This window comes from Pseudoalteromonas sp. T1lg65, from assembly GCF_051930985.1.
Taxonomy (GTDB): domain Bacteria; phylum Pseudomonadota; class Gammaproteobacteria; order Enterobacterales; family Alteromonadaceae; genus Pseudoalteromonas.
Window position 1 is genome coordinate 256,140 of the sequence record NZ_CP196838.1, and the last position, 21,938, is coordinate 278,077.

The 21,938-nt window shown below is 42.6% G+C and carries 17 protein-coding genes and 1 CRISPR repeat array; of the genes, 8 read left to right on the forward strand and 9 right to left on the reverse strand.

Annotation, left to right across the window (positions count from 1 at the left end; genetic code table 11):
* Positions 1–107 precede the first annotated feature (107 nt).
* Positions 108–941, reverse strand: a complete 834-nt coding sequence (locus tag ACSLBF_RS18520) for a helix-turn-helix transcriptional regulator (protein ID WP_440056877.1) — start codon at positions 939–941, stop codon at positions 108–110.
* A gap of 125 nt (positions 942–1,066) precedes the next feature.
* Positions 1,067–1,660, reverse strand: a complete 594-nt coding sequence (locus ACSLBF_RS18525) for a Uma2 family endonuclease (protein ID WP_440056878.1) — start codon at positions 1,658–1,660, stop codon at positions 1,067–1,069.
* Positions 1,661–1,949: 289 nt separating this feature from the next.
* A CRISPR array of direct repeats spans positions 1,950–2,954; the repeat unit is 29 nt; unit sequence CGGTTTAGCCCCGTGGGTACGGGGAACAC.
* A 721-nt stretch (positions 2,955–3,675) separates the two neighbouring features.
* Between ACSLBF_RS18525 and ACSLBF_RS18530 the strand changes: the two genes are divergently transcribed.
* The 3 genes from ACSLBF_RS18530 (at position 3,676) to ACSLBF_RS18540 (ending at position 7,939) form a co-directional block, all read left to right on the forward strand.
* Positions 3,676–3,930 carry a hypothetical protein gene (locus tag ACSLBF_RS18530; RefSeq protein ID WP_440056879.1) on the forward strand — a complete coding sequence of 85 codons (255 nt, stop codon included), beginning with the start codon at positions 3,676–3,678 and terminating at the stop codon, positions 3,928–3,930.
* A 4-nt stretch (positions 3,931–3,934) separates the two neighbouring features.
* Positions 3,935–5,524, forward strand: a complete 1,590-nt coding sequence (locus tag ACSLBF_RS18535; RefSeq protein WP_440056880.1) for a PepSY-associated TM helix domain-containing protein — start codon at positions 3,935–3,937, stop codon at positions 5,522–5,524.
* Between the two features lie 81 nt (positions 5,525–5,605).
* The gene (locus ACSLBF_RS18540) at positions 5,606–7,939 is read left to right on the forward strand and encodes a TonB-dependent receptor (RefSeq protein WP_440056881.1); all 2,334 of its coding nucleotides are present in this window, start codon (positions 5,606–5,608) and stop codon (positions 7,937–7,939) included.
* 306 nt (positions 7,940–8,245) lie between these two features.
* On the opposite strand, the gene ACSLBF_RS18545 is transcribed toward ACSLBF_RS18540, so the two are convergent.
* Both ACSLBF_RS18545 and ACSLBF_RS18550 read right to left on the reverse strand, forming a co-directional pair.
* Positions 8,246–8,836, reverse strand: coding sequence for a hypothetical protein (locus tag ACSLBF_RS18545; RefSeq protein ID WP_440056882.1), 591 nt, complete (start codon positions 8,834–8,836; stop codon positions 8,246–8,248).
* 99 nt (positions 8,837–8,935) lie between these two features.
* A complete protein-coding gene (locus ACSLBF_RS18550; protein ID WP_440056883.1) occupies positions 8,936–10,087 on the reverse strand; it encodes a hypothetical protein in 1,152 nt (383 codons plus the stop codon).
* 334 nt (positions 10,088–10,421) lie between these two features.
* Here ACSLBF_RS18550 and ACSLBF_RS18555 point away from each other — a divergent pair, with 334 nt between their 5' ends.
* Entirely contained in the window at positions 10,422–10,904 is a 483-nt protein-coding gene (locus ACSLBF_RS18555) for a hypothetical protein (RefSeq protein WP_440056884.1), read from the forward strand.
* A gap of 83 nt (positions 10,905–10,987) precedes the next feature.
* On the opposite strand, the gene ACSLBF_RS18560 is transcribed toward ACSLBF_RS18555, so the two are convergent.
* Positions 10,988–11,350: a 5-carboxymethyl-2-hydroxymuconate Delta-isomerase gene (locus ACSLBF_RS18560; RefSeq protein WP_440056885.1), complete on the reverse strand. Its 363-nt coding sequence runs from the start codon at positions 11,348–11,350 to the stop codon at positions 10,988–10,990.
* An 827-nt stretch (positions 11,351–12,177) separates the two neighbouring features.
* Between ACSLBF_RS18560 and ACSLBF_RS18565 the strand changes: the two genes are divergently transcribed.
* Both ACSLBF_RS18565 and ACSLBF_RS18570 read left to right on the forward strand, forming a co-directional pair.
* Positions 12,178–13,398, forward strand: a complete 1,221-nt coding sequence (locus ACSLBF_RS18565; protein WP_440056886.1) for a lipase family protein — start codon at positions 12,178–12,180, stop codon at positions 13,396–13,398.
* A 581-nt stretch (positions 13,399–13,979) separates the two neighbouring features.
* Complete coding sequence (locus tag ACSLBF_RS18570; RefSeq protein WP_440056887.1) at positions 13,980–14,498, forward strand: hypothetical protein; 519 nt, start codon at positions 13,980–13,982, stop codon at positions 14,496–14,498.
* Between the two features lie 133 nt (positions 14,499–14,631).
* On the opposite strand, the gene ACSLBF_RS18575 is transcribed toward ACSLBF_RS18570, so the two are convergent.
* Genes ACSLBF_RS18575 through ACSLBF_RS18590 form a run of 4 tightly spaced genes read right to left on the reverse strand, consistent with a single transcriptional unit; the run spans position 14,632 to position 18,016 of the window.
* Positions 14,632–15,369, reverse strand: coding sequence for a HugZ family protein (locus ACSLBF_RS18575; RefSeq protein ID WP_440056888.1), 738 nt, complete (start codon positions 15,367–15,369; stop codon positions 14,632–14,634).
* On the reverse strand, positions 15,362–16,159 hold the full coding sequence (locus ACSLBF_RS18580; protein ID WP_440056889.1) for a heme ABC transporter ATP-binding protein: 798 nt from the start codon (positions 16,157–16,159) through the stop codon (positions 15,362–15,364). The genes ACSLBF_RS18575 and ACSLBF_RS18580 overlap by 8 nt, the downstream gene beginning before the upstream one ends.
* The gene (locus ACSLBF_RS18585; protein ID WP_440056890.1) at positions 16,152–17,201 is read right to left on the reverse strand and encodes a FecCD family ABC transporter permease; all 1,050 of its coding nucleotides are present in this window, start codon (positions 17,199–17,201) and stop codon (positions 16,152–16,154) included. Before ACSLBF_RS18585 ends, ACSLBF_RS18580 begins: the two co-directional genes overlap by 8 nt.
* Positions 17,198–18,016 (reverse strand): heme/hemin ABC transporter substrate-binding protein, encoded by an 819-nt coding sequence (locus ACSLBF_RS18590; RefSeq protein WP_440056891.1) that lies wholly within the window; start codon positions 18,014–18,016, stop codon positions 17,198–17,200. The genes ACSLBF_RS18585 and ACSLBF_RS18590 overlap by 4 nt, the downstream gene beginning before the upstream one ends.
* 209 nt (positions 18,017–18,225) lie before the next feature.
* Here ACSLBF_RS18590 and ACSLBF_RS18595 point away from each other — a divergent pair, with 209 nt between their 5' ends.
* Positions 18,226–20,301, forward strand: coding sequence for a TonB-dependent hemoglobin/transferrin/lactoferrin family receptor (locus ACSLBF_RS18595; RefSeq protein ID WP_440056892.1), 2,076 nt, complete (start codon positions 18,226–18,228; stop codon positions 20,299–20,301).
* Positions 20,302–20,551: 250 nt separating this feature from the next.
* Positions 20,552–21,847, forward strand: a complete 1,296-nt coding sequence (locus ACSLBF_RS18600; RefSeq protein ID WP_440056893.1) for a hypothetical protein — start codon at positions 20,552–20,554, stop codon at positions 21,845–21,847.
* Positions 21,848–21,938 lie beyond the last annotated feature (91 nt).

The window sequence follows — 21,938 nt, forward strand, 5'->3', positions numbered from 1 at the left end:
TCTAGTCCTTGCTTACAATACACTTAGCTTACGCTTTGAATAAATTACCGACAATCCTGCGGTTACAACCAGTAAAAAATTTAGTAGGTTCACCCATCTCTAATTTTTCACCCATTCCACAAAAGCCCTCTTGCGCTTAACTCTCGGTAGCATTCTGGGACTATCACAATCTGTTGTGCTTCTGGATTAGCGTGTTGAAAATCAAGACGTAAGATTGAGATTAAGTAGTTGATGAGCGCGGCGTTGGTGACGATGGTGGCACGTTGATTATGCATATTAAAATCACGGGCAATCACTTGCTGTGCATAGTGCGACAAGCGCGGTTCGGGCATTATCACCAGCTCTACGGGGGTTTGCCAATTGCTGTCGTCTTGAATGCCCTTTTGCGCTTTACAGCTGTAGTCTGGCTCTGCGGATAAAATACGTGACAAAGAAAAATCCCGGAACGAATCAGATGCTTCACAATAGGCGCGTAAATGATAACGAAGCCCAGTATTAACCAAGCTGTGCGGGCGAACGATGCGCTCGGTTTCAGCGTTATGCTTAATTGATTGGTATCGTATATCTAACGCCTGTTGCTTTCGGCATGCTGTAAGAATCGGCCGTAGTAATTCGGGCTCGAGTTTTCGATTAGGGATAGGTAATGATGCCAAGTGACTATAGTCAAAACGATGCAAGTGCCCTTCAGTAACACGCCGTGTATATTCGCTGAAGTCTTCAGTGATTAACCTAGGGGTGAAGGCGCAGCCTAATCGATGTGCTTTTTCCGACTCATCGTAATAAACAGTAATGCGTTGTTCTTCAATAAACCTATTTAGGTACTTGCTTGCACTAGGGCGAGAAAGCCCAAACTTCTGTTGGAATAACCCTGTTTGAATTTGCCCTTCCCAAAACAACAATGCTTCGAGATAGTGATAATAGTCGTCTTCCTTGATTGCCATACTATGCTCCATTAAAGGTTAATTTAATGTAACACACATGTGTTTTATTTTCTTGATTTATATCATTTGTGGATTGATAAAACGTGAACCGCTCTGGAGGAAGGCGTTGATTTAGAGCATGTAGTTTATTCTGAACTCGTTTTTTGCTGCTCTAAAAACAGTCTGACATCTTCATTTTGAACACGGCGATATATGTCAGCTACGGAAACTGTACAATCAATTGATTTTAAATAGAAATCTTCACCAAGAAAGTAATGTGTAGAACGCCAATCATCGCTCTTTCGGTAAACGGTCACATCGGCTATATCTTGCTCAATCACAACATATTCTTCTAACGTGGGTATATTAATGTACTCAAGCAATTTAACCTTTTCGTCCATTTTTCGGGTTGAGCGTGAGATTACTTCAACGATAATCACGGGGGTCGTTGTAAAGTAGGGTTCAGATTCGTCGAAATCACAATCTACCAATACATCGGGGTAATAAAAGTTGTCTCGTACACGCACTTTCATATCTGAACCAAACGGTTCACACGGTGAATCTTCAAGGTGATTGCCAAGCTTTCTCGCCATATTTTGACAAATTCGCTCATGATTAGCACTTGCCCCTGCCATTGCATACACTTGCCCGTCTATCAACTCGTGTTTAACGGTACTCGTTAATTCTCCGCGTAAGTAGGCTTCTGGGGACAATCCATCATCATTTTTAGCAATCGGCATGTGAACTCCTAAGGTACTTTTATGAGTCATTGCAGTTCACCCCGCTTATGCGGAGACACTCTTATATTATACGCATCCCGTTTACATTGGAAACGATTTAACCCGTGGGTACGGGGGCGAAGCAAGACCGAAACAACGTTTCGCAGCTTGCTGAGGTGAGGTCATGGCTGAAAGTGGAGTTAAGTGAGTAAATAGTTTCACTCACACCACTTGAAGGCGACGAGCTCTGCGAGGAGGGGGACTGACCGAAGGAGACTGCTTCAAGGACGAATTTAACTCACCGATTATCTTATTTAGCCCCGTGGGTACGGGGAACACGACTGACCGCAAAACTGTTACCGTCGGCGGTGCGGTTTAGCCCCGTGTGTACGGGGAACACATGCGAGAAATGTCAACTAACATATCGTGAAACGGTTTAGCCCCGTGTGTACGGGGAACACAACGTCTGGTAGTTCAGAATGGCCCCAGTATCCGGTTTAGCCCCGTGTGTACGGGGAACACGATTCTAACAACGCTGGATGGAAAGATTCATACGGTTTAGCCCCGTGGGTACGGGGAACACGCAAGTCGAGTCAAGGCTCAAGCAATCATTTCCGGTTTAGCCCCGTGGGTACGGGGAACACATGATGCTACAAAATATCACGGAGCGAGCTACCGGTTTAGCCCCGTGGGTACGGGGAACACAAAGTTTTGGACTCTCGGTGTATAATTTTGCCCGGTTTAGCCCCGTGGGTACGGGGAACACATTTGTATACAAAAATGCAACCATAGATATATCGGTTTAGCCCCGTGGGTACGGGGAACACAAGGTTGTTCACTCGCCGCTCAAGGTCGTTTACGGTTTAGCCCCGTGGGTACGGGGAACACTGGTGATGGTTGATACAATTGAAGAAGAAAAGCGGTTTAGCCCCGTGGGTACGGGGAACACTCTTCTTTTTCTTTAAGTGCAGCCAAGACAGCCGGTTTAGCCCCGTGGGTACGGGGAACACCAAGTCAGTTGTTTCATAGTCACATTGAGTTACGGTTTAGCCCCGTGGGTACGGGGAACACTGGAGGATTTAGCATACAGAAGAATGCTAGACCGGTTTAGCCCCGTGGGTACGGGGAACACGTATGTTCCAGTGTCGTTATATATTACTCCAACGGTTTAGCCCCGTGGGTACGGGGAACACGCAAATACAAATGATCATGCAAAAAGTTTAATTGGTTTAGCCCCGTGGGTACGGGGAACACCTGATCACCCGAACACGTTGCCAGCTTTACCTCGGTTTAGCCCCGTGGGTACGGGGAACACTCTAAAATTATATAGTTGTTTTTTTAAAAAGAAAAAACACTTATCAAAATCTACCAAAATATATGGGAACAAAGGTGCTTTGATGTTGGTATATAAACTCTAGCCTTCATATTGTTAAAGAGCAAAAGCATCTATAGTGAGTAGCTAACCTATTTTTACATTAACCTTGCCGCAAAAACCACCGTTTAATCACTAAGCATTTTTGTTACGTTAAACTGCTACCTCAAAACCAAGAAAGTCAGTTAGCCTTGGTTAATAGACAACTTCAAGAGCAAAGATACTCCTCAGAGTAGACTGTGTCATTTTTATACTTCCCCCCCGACCCTATTGATCACTAACATTATTTCAAATGGTTGCATAAAGTCCCCATTGCAAATACAATAAAACAAAATACAAACAATTATCATTACCATGAGCTTTATTGCAGTATTACCAATTTGGTTTTGCGCTTGTTTGCTGTATCTCGCCAGCCCCAAGCAACGCTTACTTAATTCGTCTTTGGGTAAGTTACCAGCCTATCTTGTCGCTAGTGTGTGCTTGTTGCTAGGAGTTTGGTTGTTCTCACTTGAATTCGCGCTTATCTCCTCAGCTTTAGCAGGCTTTGTCGTATTGATGTGCTGCTTGGTCAGCGTCACATTATTCAGTGCCTATTCCTACAAGTGTTTGATCGGGTTTTCTGTGGTGCTGATATTTTTGAGCTGTGTGTTTTTTGGAGTGTCTTATGTGGCCTAAAACCATACTGGGACTGTTGTTGGGTTTGCTCATCTCTATCTCTTTGATTGTGAACTTAAACCTTATACTCCCGATGTCAGAGCCTGCGTTGTTATTGCTGGGGCTGATAGTCGCTTTTCCAGCTTGGGCTGGCCTTGTAGTGTGGAGTTACGCGCACCCAGATGCAAAATCCGCAGCAATGTCACTGCTATATGTGCTGATTCCCTCTTTATGTCTAAACACGATACTGCTGTTAATGAGATAACATCATGCAAAATAAAACATTAAAATCATTAACACAGGCCCACGCATGGGTCGGTATTATTATATCTAGCGTGTTGTTTGTTATCTTTATTACCGGATCACTAAGCCTGTTTCGCGACAATATGTCGTCTTGGGAACGTGCGTCCCTTACGCTACAAAGTGATCAAAACATTTCCTCTCCCGCGTACGATCTGGCGGTTAATAACTTACAAAAGCACTATGATATTGATGTTCACCACGGCTTTTTCTTACGTGAACCGTCTCAGCACAGCCCTTTTATAGAAGTATATTTTGCAACCGAGTTGCCATCGCCACACCCAGTAACGGGTGAAGATCACCAAGACAGGCACCTACTGATATCACCTACCACAGGCGAGGTTATTGCTGATGCAGAGCAGTTTGAATTTGCCACTTTTATCTACCAACTGCACTACAACCTAGGTTTAGGTAAAGCCGGCGCTTATTTTGTAGGCTTGGTGACCTTGTTCTTTTTCGTCGCCTTATTGAGTGGCTTAGTGATCCATTGGCGCAAACTTGCTAGTAACTTTTTTCAATATCGACAAGACAAAAATAAAGATAAGTGGCGAGATGCACATAACTTGATTGGCACAATGGGACTGCCGTTTCATATTATGTATGCCTTTACCGGCTTGGTGTTTAACCTAGTAATCATTTTTCAGATTTCATATGCATTAGTGCTTTACGGTGGCGACCAAACTGCACTGCTACAAGCTGCTGGGTTTAATGAACCACAAATATCTGAAGCACAACAACCCAGAAAGATGGTAGGCATAGACACTCTTAGGGCTCGCGCTTTGGAAACGATGGGAGACGTCAGTATCACATCAATTGTGATTGACAACATCGGGGATGACAATGCCGTACTAACCTTTAAAGCCAAAAGCAATGATGCGTTTTCTAATTTGAGCGAAGTGCAATATATGCTCAAAGACCAGCGTCAGATCTATCTCACCACCAATAGTTACAATAACGCCGTGCGTTCGGGTCTTGCCACCATTGCAAGTTTGCATTTTGGTGATTTTGCCGGCTACGGCATGCGCATTGCCTTTTTTATTCTGGGGCTTGCCAGTGCCTATATTATTGTTACTGGAAACTTAATGTGGCTGGCAAAACGTGAAAAACAAAAACAATATAGTACAAAGAAACTGACCTTTGTAAGACGATTAACCTGTGGCACATTTACAGGTGTGATGCTATCTCTGGCAGTAGGTTTTACCGTTAATACCCTGCTTCCTATCACCGTAGAAAGCAAAATGCTGATAATACAAATGGCAATGTATACAGGCTTTATCGCGACTTTGCTTGGTGCTTTACTGAGTGCGCATACCCTAAGTTATACCATCGCGACCTTGTACGTGAGTATTGTCGGCTATTTACTCAGTGCCGTTATGAGCGGTGTTTATCTGGCAACCCACTTCACCAGCTTGGCCACACAGACCCGTGTCGATATTGTCATCGTCATCACCCTACTAGGTGTCATGAGCGCACTCTGTTTGGTCGCGATAAGGCGTATCTACGCGCATAAACTAAGTTTGCTCAGTACACATTCATCTATGCCATCAGAACGCGCATAACCCATTAGTCTTGTTGCGGCTCATGCAACAAGACTAATAAAAACTACGAATCACTCTCATATGCATTTTACAGGAAATACTATGCCTTCAACTAAAACTTGTTTAACTACGAATGCGGTCAGACTTGCCATCGTCACAGCGCTAATTAATACCAATTCCCTTTATGCCCTTGATGATAATAGTAAAATTGAAAAAATCGTTGTTACTGGTCAGAAGTTTGATCGAACGTTGCAAGAAACACCTGCAAGCGTAGCAGTATTAACTACCGACGACATCGAAGACTACAAAGTGCATGATTTATATGACGTCGCTGCCATGACAACCAATGTGACGGGTGAAATCGGTAACGGTGGCTATACCATTCGTGGCATTGATGCATTCAATGTTTCAGGTGGTGGAAATAGCTTTTTAACCAGTGTGTATGTTGACGGCTCTCCTTTACCCGAGCGAGAAATTCAGCAAGGTGGCTTTTCAACATGGGATATCAGCCAAGTTGAAATACTACGAGGCCCGCAGTCTACCCTTCAAGGCCGCAATTCCTTGGCTGGTGCTATCGTAGTAAACACGCGGGATCCAGAGTACCAGCGTACACTAAAAGGCCGCACAATTATTGGTGAAGGTGGCCAAAAAGAATATGCTTTGGCGCTTGGCGGTGCATTGGTTGACGATATGCTAGCGTTTAGATTTACCGCAGAAGATAGAAACTTTGATGGTTTTCATAGTAATAAAAGCCGAACCGCCGAAAACCCCGATTTCTCAAACAGTCAGCTTTATCGTTTTAAACTGTTGTTCGAGCCAAATGATGACTTATCGGCGATTTTAAGCCATAGCAAAAGCGAAACCGAAATGGGGGTTCTATGGACGGATGCATACCCAGATCAAGACAAATTTACCCGTACCGTCAATTTTGATAATCCGACTTGGGAATTTACTGAAACCGACATTACGACACTGAACCTAAAATACTATATCAACGATATTTGGTCATTTAATGCGATTTCGACCTACTCGGAAGCAAACTATGGCTACGAATGGGATGGTGATAAAAGCCCCGAGCCACAAGCTGTTTTAAAAGACAAACGAAAAGATGAAACCTTGTCACAAGAGCTAAGACTGACGTTTGATTACAGCAACTTAAAGGGGGTATTTGGATTATATTACTCAGACTTGGAGATTCGAGATGTTGCTAAAGGAAACCGCAATATCACGTTAGAAAGCTTAGGCGTACGCACTTTACTAGTCTCACCACCGGAGTTTGGTGGACTTGGACTGCCACGAGAGCTAGCCCAACAAGTGCTCAACCTTTACGCTCCAGCAAACCCCGTGCTGCTTGATACCTATTCAAACTTATACAGAAATATCAGCAATAAAGCGCTGTTTGCAGACGTCACTTATTCGCTCTCTGAGCAATTTGATATTTTCGCAGGGATCCGCTTTGACAAAGAGAAACAAACCAATAGTAACGAGCAAGAGTACAACATTGGTAACCGAGAAAAGTTACCTAATGCCGAAGACTACGCTGCTAACCCAATGCTGGCACAGCTTATTAATGGTTTAAATTCGCGCCTGTTTTCTATTGCTGCACAAGCTTCAAAAGACGAACCAACCACCTCAAAGTCGTTTAGCGAAGTGTTACCAAAACTCGGAGTGAGCTATCGCGTGAATGACGATATCACTACCAGTATCAGCTATCAAAAAGGTTATCGTTCTGGTGGTGTTGGGTCTAACATATTCCGCAACAACTTATACACTTACGATGCTGAATACACCGACAACTATGAGTTTTCGTTCCGCTCTACTTGGCTCGATGGTACTTTAGTCGCCAACGCCAACGTGTTCTATATCGACTGGAAAGATCAACAAATCAACGTGCAATTATCTGGTAGTGAGTATGATTCTGAAACCACCAATGCAGGTCGCTCTAAAGTAGTTGGGTTTGAAACTGAGCTATTCTATTACCCTACCGATGAATTATCACTGATGTTTGGAATAGGGAAAGCACACACCGAATTTACCGATTTTATTGTTGAAGTGCCAGGTCAAGAAACCATTGATAAAACTGGCGAACCCTTTGCCGAGTCACCCGAGTGGACGGCGAATGCAGCCGCGATATACCGAGGTGAATCTGGTTTATTTCTATCTCTAGATGCCAATTATCAGAGTAGTGCTTCAAGCATCAACATATATACCAACATCCCTGAAGTGAAAGAGCTATGGGGTGAAGACTATGTGCCCACCAATGAAAGTCGCACTGTGGTTAACGCTCGTATTGGCTATGAGTGGGATAACTACCAAATACAACTAGCAGCGAAAAACCTACTCGACGAAGAATATGTGGTTCGCGGCGCAATCAGAAACGTTCATACATTAAGTAAACCAAGGCAGTTGAGCCTAAGCATCTCTGCTGAATTTTAACCAATGCGGGCTGCGGCCCGCGTTTTTCACTGCCTTTGAGACAAGATGGCGGCAGGCAGAGTCGCAATCGCAAAAAAGAAAGCTCAAACGAACAGCGAAAAAATACTGAAAAGCGCAGAAAATACCCAAGACCCGCTTTCAAAAGATGAAAAAGATCCTCTAACATTCAATTTTGAAAGAGTGGCTGTCCAGCTGAGATTTAGTCCAGCTGAGATTTACTTAGCTCGGGCGTGCGCTAACTTAGCACGATGAGTGAAACAAATTAACATCTGAGCTATTTAGCCCTACCTAGCAACTTACCTTTAATTAGAACGCTGACGAATCACTTGAAGTTGAGGTACTTTCTTCAGGATCTGACGTTTTTGTGGCGTGTTCGTTGTCAACCGCAGTATTAGGCACTTGATTTATAGCCGTGTTTGCTTGCGATGCCAAAGAACCAGTACCAAGACCCGATGCGGCGATTTTTGTGATAGCCCCAAGTGTATCGCGATAAAGTGCTAACGCTTCTTCTTTGGATAACTGCAGATTTAACGAAAGCTCGCAGGTTCGATATAACAACGCACGTGAAATCAAAGTAGTAGGGTTACGACCGCCGAGTATATCCGCTCCGATGTTGTCCGCTTCACCTAATCCGGTTTTTGGGATTGCAACAGAAAAGCCTTCACTGCGAGTTGCTACGGCATCCGGTGCTGGTGACATACAATACTTTTCTTTTGCAGCTTCTCTTTGAAATACAATTATTTGTTGCTCTGCATTTTTTGATGCCACTTCCAACTGCCCAACTGAATAACGGGTATTGCCGTCATAATTTGAGTTGCTGGAAGCGCAGGCGCTAACCAAAGCCGTTATTGTTATTATTAGGCAAATCTTAATTATTGCACCCGACTTTATATTCATACTCTTTGCTCTATCGTAACCATTTTACTGCTGATACTTCTATACAAACGCAGCGTACCTAAGCCGCTGCGTTCACATCGCTATCCAATTCATTTGTTATTAATCTAAAATTGGACGAGCCTCGCCGTGTCCTTCAAAATTGCCCAAAGCGGATGCCGATATATTCTTAATATCGCTTTGTGGATAACGTTGCTTAAGGGTATTCCAGCCAACACCTAGTTTAACTGCGTATTTTAATGCTGAATCAAATTGCGACGTTGAAGTATCTCGAGTTGCTTTTACAATATCGACCCAACCTAAGATATTGCTGTGCAAATCACCGAGTTCTTTGGGGTAATGATTGATAATGTACTGATTTCTGCGAATATAAGCATATTCCTCAGAGCTGCTTTGCTCTAAGAAATACGCGTTACCCGTACTAGACTTACGACCTGCAAATAGCCACAAATTTTCATGAAGTGCTTTGCCCATATCCGTTGTACGCATGTACCAAGCCCCTCCTAAATTTACCACGTCGCTATCACTGGCATGGTGATAAGCTTTTGCCATTGCGACACCGGGTTGAGATTTTACGACTCTGCCATTGCCAAAGCAGTATTGAGTAGAGATATCGATGTTTTTCTCTGACAAGTTATAACCAACGGCGCCATTTAATCGTAATTTAGTCGCAGGGGATTTCAATATACAAGGGTTACTACCACGGATTGTATCGCGAAAATCTTCACGTAAATACGTATTGAGATAACTCAATCCATGAATTGCTTCAATTGCGACTTGATGTTTATCATGCGGGTCTTTAGTGATCCGATAAGCTTCTGCAGCAAATGCCAAACGTGCATTCCAGGCAGCAACGTAAGCTGGGATAGCAACCGTCGAATTCCCCTTACTAATATGCGACTCAACTAATGCTTGCAAATCACCCGCATCGTTCATAATCTCCCAGGCTTGGTCATAATTACCTGACTTGTACAGCCTAATTTTATTTGCTAGAGCGATTCGTTTTTCGGTAATGTCTTGTGAGGTGGCTTTTTCAAAAGCACTATTGATGATATCTGCCACTTCTTCTTTTGTGAGTGGTTTTGGCCCAGTGCCAAAAATTTCACCCATTATCTTATTACCAGCTTCCCCAAGAATAGCGTTAACAACATTCTCAGCTAACTTTGCACCTAAGTCGCTTGATGTAAAAGCTTCAGGTTGTCCTACAGGGCACAGAGTCAATAACAACGCAGTCGCTAGTGTAATTCTTTTCATACTCTTATCCATTCATCTAGTTGTCAATGGCTACTCACCGGAAGCCACATTGGGCATTTTTATAATGCTGAACTTGCTCATCGTTTGAGCTTAGTTAACTGACAAATTGTGAATAAAATATGTAGCAACAAAGAGTTAAATAGAATTAGCACTGATATTTTGATGGTAAAAAGTCACCAGTACCGGTTTTTCGCCTCCCCAACTATCATTTCCTCATTCCATGAAGTTTAGTTAGCCTCAGCAACGGATAAGAGGTTAGCTAGACACCACTCTGATGCATTAAAGCTTCTGTGCTTTTGGTCGATAGTAACAATTGAATACCAGGAGGTGTTTAATGGCTATCAATATTCGTCCTTTACCAATCAGCATTACTAAAGTGCGGTCGGTGTTTTCTGGCCCTAACCAAGAGAATAAGCTAACGCAGTCCCCACAACCAAAAACATCTCTAGCAAAAAATGATGAAGCGTTTAAACACACCAGAAATACCAGAGTCACGATTTCTAAAAGTGATCAAGATACCCTGACGGGGCGAAACGAAAAAACGGATAACAACACACCAGAGCTACCCGCAGAAATAGTCAAAATGAAAGAGTATCTAGAGCGCCTTAAAGAGAAAATCCGAGAGTTAAAAGAAGAAATTGCAAAAATCAAGTCGCAAGACATTCCTAAAGATATAAAAGACGCCGTGCTAGAAACAAAAAATAGATTATTACTCAATTATCAAACTCAGCATCTAGCTTTGAGTAAACAAATTAGCAAAGCATTAAAATCGGCTGGCATTGAGGACTTAAGTACAATGATAGATCTCCTTGCCTAAATTGAAGCATCATCAAGTGACTAATTGTAACTCCCAAGGGAAACTGACGGTATAATTGCCAAGCAACTTTGACATAATTACGCTTATTCAGCCTCGCCCTGCTGCATCATCACCCGATTGCAATAAGTGGCTTTTTCAAAGTCACTTATATTCATCGCTATATTGGGCACTTCTGGAAATAAAGCCATAAGCATCGACACCATTTGTTTTGATAGATTTGCTTTTTGTTCTACCGTTCGCCCTTGCATTATGTGCGCAAAAACGTGAATAAAGTCCTCTCGTTTATTACCTACTGAGAATTTTTTAAATGGGTTTAGCCGAACTTTAATATCGTTTTCATCAAATAAGCCCGAGGCATTGGCAACTTCGTGAATTTGCTCAATAAGAAACTCTTCACTGTAAGAGTCTAGGACACTCTCTGAGCAATCCATTATAAAATGAGGCATCAATTTTCCTTTTGTATTTCGTATACTGATGACTTTGGAAAAGGCGTTTCCAAATCATTCATATCGTGAGAAGTAAGCATTTTAAACGTTGATTAATATACTACAAATCCCTATGGATTTCATAATATCTAAAATATATAAAAGTACTATATCAAAGCATTCGAGCGGATTGCTAAATATTGCGGCTAAAACGAAGGAAAAACGTGCGATTTTATTGCTACTTAGATAAAAAGAGGAAGCTTATAAAATATAGCGACCTCTTTGTGGATTCAAGATATTAACAACCTAGTAAACAGCTCCACCCGGAACCACCATCATCCCGTGGACAGTTATCGGTTTCATGTATATGCACAAAGCCACCAGCTACCTGAGGTGTGAGGTTTGATGGTACAGCCTTACTATCTCTGCTTAGGTTTTTAAATTTTTTCTTATTCAATTTTATTTTCATCACAACACCCATTTACACTTTGCAAACCAAAAGTTAACTTAACGTTAGGTTGGTTATTTTGCAAGCAATAAGTTTCACCACGCTAACAAATGATACTAAGTAGTGCATCGAACTCTTTGTGCCATTAAAGGTCATGACTATAAATGTATTAAATTATTTGAACCCAAAAAACTCGTTGTTGCACTGTAAAATGGAGTGTATTAATAAACTTTGCTACTTGATATTAAAGCGCAACCTGCTTTAGTCAACAGTACTCAATATCAACCCTTCTATTCTTGATGGCTGACCACTTTGACAGCCTAGGGCCTCTCGACTAGCCTCTTGGTGGCTATTGCCAATGTCTAAATCTTTCACATCACAATTAAGATAAGGAAATACCATGAATACCAACCCTACAGCTACAGAGCGTTTAGTTTTTGCCATCCAGATCCTTGCCAATGCTGGCTCTGAAAATCCGCACGCCAGTGACGAAGATCTGTATCGAATTATCTCCGATTCATTAGCAAAAATTCCCTACATTGATGTGGATATTGTTTGGGGCCCTCACACTCAACAAATGCCCAATGGTAAATCATTTAATACCATGTATGTGGCGCAAATTTGTGGTACACAACAATACATAGTGGCCGTGTCAGGCACAAATAGTCAGTCGCTGTTTGATTGGGTATTTCAAGATTTCAATGTGGCAGTCACCACGCCTTGGATATTTAATCCAGAGGTTAGTGATGCCAAAATTTCCGGCGCGACGGCACTGGGTCTAGCATTGTTGAATATGATGATCCCGAAAGGGAGCGTTCCTGGCAGCGGCATCGCATTACTGCGTTTTCTACGCGATATCGCCAAGAGTCCTTGCGAAATTACAGTGTCCGGTCACAGTAAAGGCGGTGCTTTAGCGCCAACCATGGCACTGATGTTATGTGACTTACAAGGTAAACCTTTGCTTTGGGACCCGAACAAAAATGCAGTTGTAAAAACGATGGGAACAGCCGGTCCTACGGCTGGCAATTCGGAATTTGCCGCGTATTCAAATTCAGTACTGCCAAATGGGGACTTGTCTCAAAACCAGTCAGTGAGTGTCAGGTTTGCTAACAGTCTAGATATCGTCCCACATGCTTGGAATGAGCAGTCTCTTGAGCAAATCAAAACCATTTATGGCTCTGAGATCCATAGCACTATCATCAATGGCTTGATTGATTTTGCCAAAGAGTTAGCTAGCCGCACCAGTTATACTCAAATCGCGCCAAGTAACCCGCCGTTTGCAGGGCAATTAGATAGCTCGAAGATCGATCCTGACAAATCAAACTTCAGTAATTTTTTAGTTCAAGCCGCGCACCAACATATTGAGGCCTACTTTGAATATTTTCAGATCCCCCAACAAGCTCAGCAGGCATTACAGCATCTGATCATGACACCTGCTATTAGCAAGCAGCTAAAAGATACCGTTGAAAACATGGGTGAAAAGGTTTCAACAGATATCGTAGTACTTGATGACCAACACACTCTGCCTTTATTGGGTGATATTCGTAAAGCAAAAAGGGAAGACATTGCTAAGCAGCTTATCGCCGAAATGGAAAAGCTTACTCAACCAATTGAAGGTTAAGCTCATATCATTGGCAGGTCCACCTAAGATCTGCCTTATTTCAAGCATACACACCACATCTTTGCTAATAAGCCTCAGCTGCTGAAAAGCTAAAGCACAGTGGCACGAATCAAAAAATTTGTAAAATTACTCTAGCTCATGTGAGACTAGATTTTGCTAAGAATTGAATTAATGAAAAATATTTCCATATTTATCATTAACCTAGCCACTTCAAGCCAGCCAGTTAAAAATCGATTTACAAATAGTTAGATTAACTATTTATCAGTCATAAGTTAGATATAAAAACTACATAAGTAAACTTTTAAGATTATTTCACTCTGAAAAATGGCAGTTTTATGTCCATTAAAACTATCTATATTCTTCAATCCAAAAAAATAAATAGATTATTATTATTTTCCATCAATTGAAAAAATAAAGAACCTAGAATATTTCCATAAAACGAATAAAACTCGTGTAATTTTACACAAAATAAAAGTTATGTCATTGAAATATAATAATATTATTGTTGTACCTTTAATTTTAACACAATAAGATACAACTCTCATTTAGAGAAACCACACATAAACTTAGTGAGTATTATTATGACGATTAAATCTGCGCTACTTGTATCTTTGTCTTTATTCGCAACAGCGGCTGCAGCTCAGCCTCTTATTACTAAAACAAGCGGTTCCGGCTTTGTGATGCCTGATTATGTAAAAACCGAAACTTGTGAAGTATTTAGTAACTATGTGAAAGTTGATACCCAATATGGTGTGTATGAAGGTAGAAAACTGTCTACTTCTGAGACTATCAACCAACAAATCAATAACCATGCTGATATCAACAAACTGATCGCTTTAGCTGCAGAAGAAGAGCTTGCAGTAACAGGGAACTATATTTGTGATGCTCCAGGAACTGCTATCACAGCAAGTTACTTTGATGCAAACACCGCAGAGTATAAAGATGTGGTGTTATTTAGATCTGGTGGCTGTGGTTCGGACCGATTAGAAAGAAATGGTCCTTTTTCGAATATGCTGAAATCTGTGGTTAATAAGCATTGTCCGACGACTCATGATTACCAACCTAGCAACACTGACTTCCCAGTGATTATTGAGAAATAGTACCTGTTGGTATAAAGCAAACTGATATTCTAAAAATCGGTTCCCCTTAAATAAACCAGGCTTTTATATGAAGCCTGGTTTATGCGTAATTTTCAGTTTAGCTATGTGAGTGATAGCCGTTCTAAAAAGTCATTTATTCAGTATATTCAGCTAGTTGTTCTCTCGCTGCTTTAGTTAGCCTGACTAACTCTTTACGTACACTCATGCTATCCAAACACACGTTTTCAAACTGGATATAGTAGTTCTTTTCATTGGCACGCAGGTAACAGCCATCGCTAACGATAGTTGTCATTTCCACTTGTTCAGCTGAGATGTTATGTATTAGCTTTAAAATCAACCTATTAGCATCACTATGATCGTCATTCATATGCTTGACCATATGCGCTTCAGCATCGAGATCCCACTCTGGTTCAGCTTGTTGCCATTCATCTTTTTCGATCCAAAAGATGTGACCAAAACCACCGATATAGCGCACTCGTTTTACTTCCATGCGCCACAGCTGAAAGTCATGGGCTTGGCGATAGCTGACAGCCTCTGGGTATTGACGCTCATAACGAGCCAACAGTGCTTCATGTTCCTCGGCGGGAACCGGACTCGCATCCCCTACTACGGTTACACGCGCATGGGCATTTTGATCGCCCTGCTCTGCGGCATTAAAAACAGTTGCACACATTTTACTGTCTTCGGATAAATTGCGAGAATGCTGGGCGATCCCCGCGATGTAAAAAACTAACCGACCTTGATTGTCGCTCATAAAAGGAGATACCGAACCAAATGGGTAACCAGCTAAGTTTTTGGATATGGTTGAGATCACGCAAACATTAGATTGTCTTACTAAAGTTCGTGCTTCAAAAGCAGCTTGTTCACGCATGGGTAACTCCTCGTTGTGGTTCTGAAAATATCATAGGTATCTGATAGGTTGGATGCGTTGTTATTTGCATGGTTGTTTTATAAATCGGTTGTAGCACCGATGGTTGTAATACCTCTTTGGCAGAACCACTGTGGCTTAGCTGCCCTTGGTTTAACAATAATACACGGTCTGCATACAAAGAGGTTAAGTTTAAATCATGCAATACGGCTATCACCGCATTGCCCTGTTGAGCAAAAGCTTTCGCTTTGCTTAGTGTAAGATGTTGGTGATGCATATCAAGCGCCGAGGTTGGCTCATCAAGCAACATCAGTTTACCTTGAGTACTTGGCTTATGCGCATCAAGCTGAGCCAAGCAGCGTGCAAATTGCACACGTTGAAACTCACCACCAGACAGAGCTGTGACATCCCGTCTCGCCAACTTTTGTAAATTCAGCTGGATGATTAACTCATCAACCACCAAAGCTTGAGTAGCGATAGGTTGATGATAAGGGTAGCGCCCCATGGCAATCAGCTCTGCGGCCGAAAAGGCAAAGTTGATGCGATTATTTTGCAACAATACAGCTCTTTTGGTGGCTAAGATCTGCTCATCAATGTGTTGGATTGACTGATTATCGAGTTTAATCTCTCCTGAGAACGGAATATCACCGCAAATAGCACTCAGTAAAGTCGATTTCCCTGCTCCGTTTTCACCCAGTAGCACCACAAACTCACCTTGCTCAACGCGAAAGTTGATGTTTTGCAAGATACGACGTTCACCACGAGAAATGGACAGATTTTCGCAACTAAGCATGTTGACCTCGTTTTTGCTTCAATAGCTGATAGACAAAGAAAGGGCTACCAAAAAGTGCTGTAACAATACCAATAGGTAACTCTGAAGGCGCTACGATTAGTCGTGAAATCCAGTCAGCAAGCAGCATAATGATACAGCCTAATAACAAACTCAGCGGCAACATCCGCCTTAAATCTGGGCCCACGAGTAACCGTGCGATATGCGGTACCAGCAAGCCAACAAATCCTATCATCCCCGCCATCGCGACGGCTCCACCGACACCTAGGGCAACGATAAAGATAATTTCAGACTTTAATCGCTTAACGTTCACTCCAAGGTGGCGAGCTTCTAGTTCACCGAGCATCAACGCATTAATTTTCTTTCTTCTAATAAACAAAGCATAAATGCTGACCATAACCAACGGAGCGCCGTATTGCATTGCTGGCCAGTTTGCACCGGCTAAAGATCCCATCTGCCAGTAAGTCATTAAGCGTAGTGCCGTATCATCGGCGAAAAAACTAAATAGACCAATCACTGCCATCGCCATCGCGTTGATAGCAACACCAGCTAACAATAAGGTTGTGATCTGTATTTGCCCTTGGTGATTAGCAATTTTATAGATCAAAGATGTGACGGCCAAAGCACCGATAAACGCCGCTGGTGCAACCATGGCTTCGTGAATATATGGGCTATGTGCCGATAGCGCAATAACCGCAACCGCTGTCATTGCCGCACCACCAGTCACTCCCATTAAGCTAGGATCTGCTAATGGGTTTCGACACAGAGCCTGCGTTGCGGCCCCCGCACTAGCCAGTACCGATCCAACTAAAATTGCCAGCAATAGCCTTGGTAAACGGATCTGAGTTACGACCGTAATATGCAATTGCTCTATATCACTGGTCATGCTCTGTGGTAATAACCATACAATCGGCAGCTTCCAGTCCCAACCAATGGCACCGCTACTTAAGGATAACCAAGCTAAAAAAGCCAGCAACGCTGCGCTTAACCAATACCAAGATTGATGTGTCCGCGAAGCAATTAGCGGATGTGCTAAATGACTCATAGCTTACCTTGCTGATAATCAGCCAAAATCGCGATCGCTTCAGGCAATCGAGAAGTCATACCAATAGCAAGCAAAGAATCTAATACCAGCACTTTGCACGACTGAGCCGCTGGCACCAGTGCCAATGAGGGTTGTTTACAAAATGCGGCTTTGCCACCTAGCGAGTTTACGGTATGACTTGGCGCAACAATAAAATCAGGATTGGCAGCCAAGATGGCTTCTGTATTGTACGGCTTAAAGCCTGATTCTGTCGCTAGGTTTTCAATACCGGTATAGTTAAACAAAATATCCGGCACGGTGTCAGGCCCTGCAACTAAGATCCCTCGCTCACTCGCGGATAAAATAAACAAAGCTCTAGCGGAGGTTGATTCTACATTTTTAGGTAATTGATTCTGCAGCTTACGGATTAACGCTTTGGCATTTTGCTGCTTGTTCAGTTCGTTACCTAGCCGTGTGATAGACGCAAATAAATCTTCAACATTCGCTGGCTTGGGATAGTGACTCACCCGCACACCTGCACTTTGCAGCTGAGTCAGTACTTCGGGTCGGCCACTTCTTTCCAGTGCGATAACTAAAGTTGGAGATTGAGCCAATATCCCCTCAGCCGCTAAGTCTCGGTAATATCCAACTTTAGGTAGCTTGGTGGCTTCAAGTGGTGACGTACTCGAGGTATCAACAGCAACCACCAGATCACCGGCTCCTAATGCGAACACTAAGTCAGTCAAACTGCCACCCGCGACCACGACTCTCTGGGCTTGGGCTGCAAAGCTTTGTATCAAGATCAACAAAACTAGAAATAAACGTAATTTCATCATTTTTCTCATTAAATTTATCGAAACCGTTATGGTCCTTGTGCCGGAATAGAGCGCTACTAGCACAATAACCCTGTGTTTATGCGCTGCATAATACAAAATACTAGACACCAAATCTAGATATAAACGAGAACTATTTTTATTTGCAATTAATAAAAACTACTTTTATAGTGCTCAAAAAATTACACACTCCCTTTTTTGAGGTATTAAAAATGGTATTAAGACATACGGCGATTTCGCTAAGTATTTTGGCGGCTTTTGCAGCTCAGGCTGATGAGTTTGAGAAAAACACAGATGTTATTGTGGTCACAGGCTCACGAGTTGAACAAAAATTGAATGACGTCGCAGGGAGTGTGAATGTGGTTAGTGAACAACAGTTACAACAAGAACTGGCAGTTGATCTAAATACTGCGTTTCGTTACCAAACTGGTATTTCAGCCAGTGGTAGTCCGGGTCAAGCACAAGCGCTGAATATTCGTGGCATGGGCGGAAATCGCGTGGTCTACGTAAAAGACGGTCGGCGTGTTAACGATGCCTACGAAGGTGGCCAAGGGTTGCTTATCGGGCGTGGCTATTTGGATGTCGAAGGCATTCGCCAAATAGAAGTTGCCAAAGGCGCTGCATCTTCTCTTTATGGCTCGGATGCACTTGGCGGGATCGTGGTGATCACCACCAAAACCCCGCAAGATTATTTGGCTGACAATAACCAATTTGTAAGCCTGCAAGCGGGCTTCAACGGCCTAAGCGACGAATCGTCCGTGTCCGGTATCTTTGCCAAACGCTTTGACGACAATGCAACCTCAATTCAGCTAACTCGCAGAGACGGTAAACAAACTCAAAACTATCAAGCAACCTTGCCTGAGTTGGATTACTACAGCAACGCCCTAGTCGTTAAGTCTCAGCAAGCAATCAGTGATACCAGTACGCTGCTAGCCACAGTTGACTACTTTTCCCAACAAACCGAGCAACAAATCGACTTAGGTAAACACGAAACGGTTGATGAAAATGACAACTTATCGCTGTCAGTGTCATATAAAACAACAGCGAGCAGCCCAATTTACGACAATTTTGAAGCACAAATCTACTTCACCGACTTTACACAAAAAAGCCAGCAAATAAGAGCAGGAAACGGTCGTACAGGTCCATACATCGACCACAATGATTATCGCTTTGAGCAGCAAATATTTGGCACTAAACTATTGCTAGACAAAAAAGTAACGACCGGTAGCTTCGCCCATCAGCTAGTTTATGGTGTTGATTTTGAACGCTATGACACTACCCGTCCACGCACTAAATCTCGCTTTGATGCAAACGGCCAAGCTGCTTTTGTCGACCAGCCGCAAAAAGCGTTTCCTGGTGCTGATACAGACATGTTGGGCATATTTGTTCAGAATAATATGGAGTTGGTCAAAGATACGCTCGACCTACAGCTGGCATTACGTTGGGATAGATTCGATATGCAAGCCAAAGACAGCGAACTATATGATGTCGATTTTAAAGATATCAATGAAACCGCCTTCTCACCAAAGCTTGGTCTGGTATATCGCATGACCAATAACCTGCGTGCTTATGTGCAATATTCAGAAGGTTTTAAAATCCCACCACATGACCAAGCCTATCAAAGTCATGGTGTTGAACCTTTCTATCAAATTCTGCCGAATGCTGATCTTGAGCCAGAAAACAGCAAAGGCATAGAGCTTGGTTTGCGAGGTGACTTTGATGACCACCAGTTTACGTTGGCTACATTCAACACTGAGTTCGACGGCTTTATCGCTTCAAAACTGGTACGCAGTGAGCCAACGCGTATTCCAAATGTGAACAAAGCTTTTTATCAATATCAAAACCTGTCTGATGTTGAAATCAAAGGACTGGAAGCGGCTTATACTCTATGGCTAAACAGCCAGTTTTCACTGGATGCAGGTATCACATATCTGCATGGTAAAGATAAAGTCAACAACACCTATTTGGAGTCTATTAGCCCACTCAATGGTTACCTAAAAGCGCGCTATGAAATTGGTGAATTATCAGTAACGACTGCTTTTAGAGCGGCAGAAAAAATGGATAAGGTACCAAGCGCTAACACTGCTCAAACGTCAGGTTGGGGGACTTTTGACATTTTCAGCCAATACAATATGGGCAATTGGCAGTTGAATGCAGGCGTTTTCAACCTGCTAAATAAACAGTACACCCTATATAACAACGTGGCGGGCCAGAGTAGCGAAGCAGATCTAAGTCAATATACCCAGCCGGGCCGACACTTTACCTTGAATATTAAGTACACACTATAATCTCGATCTAGCGTAATTTTAAGTGAAACAGTAGGTTAGATAATCTACGAAGCGGCACCATCCAATAACCAGCGAAACGCATATTCGACGAGTGCAACGTCGGATGGCGCTTCGCTTATGCCGACCTACATTTCTACAAATCCAAGGTTAGATAAACTACTCAGCCGCGCCCCCCAGCAACCAAAAGATATTTTTCTTGTACCTAATTAAATGTATTATTACGCAATTAACAATTTGTGGAACCAAACACATGAATATAAAGCGCTCACTTGTATCACTCTCATTGCTCTCTGTATTAAGCGCCTGTGGCGGGGGCGGCAGCAGCGCTACGTCAAGCGGAGGAGGTGCGACCTCACCAAAATTTTCTACCGTTGTCAGTGTGACAAATAGCTGTGGTAATGTTACGTCAAGGTCAGCGGATGTCGTGTTTCACGACAAAGACGGTAAAACGATCCGAGCTATCAAATCAGATGATAATGGCAAAATAGACGCGGAGTTACCAAAAGGAACGCAGCATATTTCGGTAATTGCCACATCAACCAATAAAAACAATAAGTTAAGTACATTTGTGAACACTTATCTTGATGTCTCTGAAGGGCTAGTTTTAAACCAAATCAGTCACAAAAATAACGTTAGCGACCAAACTTGCTCATGCACATATGAAGCAAGGCTTGATACATCAGAGCTAAAAAGCGCGCTTACAAACTACGATCTGCATGGTGCCGACGAAGGCTCAGTGTGGTTGAACAGTGCAGACGATTTCATCAACATGTGTAGTAGCGAGCAATTCGCTTACTTACACCTTGCAAACAGCGCATTGGATGATTATCGGGCGGCAAAGCTCGATTTGTCGAATGAAACGATTACTCTGCGTGACTCCGACTTCTCTCATGAAGGCGTGAAGGTCGAACAGCCATACGTTGCAAACCAAAGCTTCGTGTCTGTTAACGGAGTGAAAGGTACTAAGCGCATATTAAGAAATTATGATGGTGACAATTTACACATATTCCCATCTTTAACCTCTGAGAACACCATTACCTCTCAAGTCAACGAAACGATAGATACCAATAATGGCAGTATCACAAGTTACGCTTTAGCTTTTCGTAATGTTGATGAAAATGGTCAGTATCAACTTTTAAAACATCTACCGGGTTATGACATCGGCTATGAGTTTATTAATAGCTTTTTAAGCTCATTCAGTGCACAAAATGGCGACGAGTTATCGTTCAATTACTCATCAGCCGTGCCAAGTGCCGATCTGGTAATACATGAGTTAGCTTATTACGACAATCGCCATGGAAACGTGAACTGGGAAATACACTCAGAGGCAAGTGCAACGATTCCAGATTTGGAATTTGACACCGTATTTACAGGTGACCAAATTGATGAGAGCTCATTAACAATGTGGTTCCACTTGTATGATTTAAACTACTCACAAAGCTATGTTGATATATTAAACAAATTGAGTGAGCCTAACCTTGAAAAGACAATTTCAAGTGGTCTTTACGATGGTGCTGCAACAATTCACATTGTAGTTTCTCAATAAACCATCAAATCAACAGGTAGCCATATCTTTAAGCCCAGCTTTTTTGCCGGGCTTGTTTATAACTGCACCTTACTTGTATTCACTTTTAACT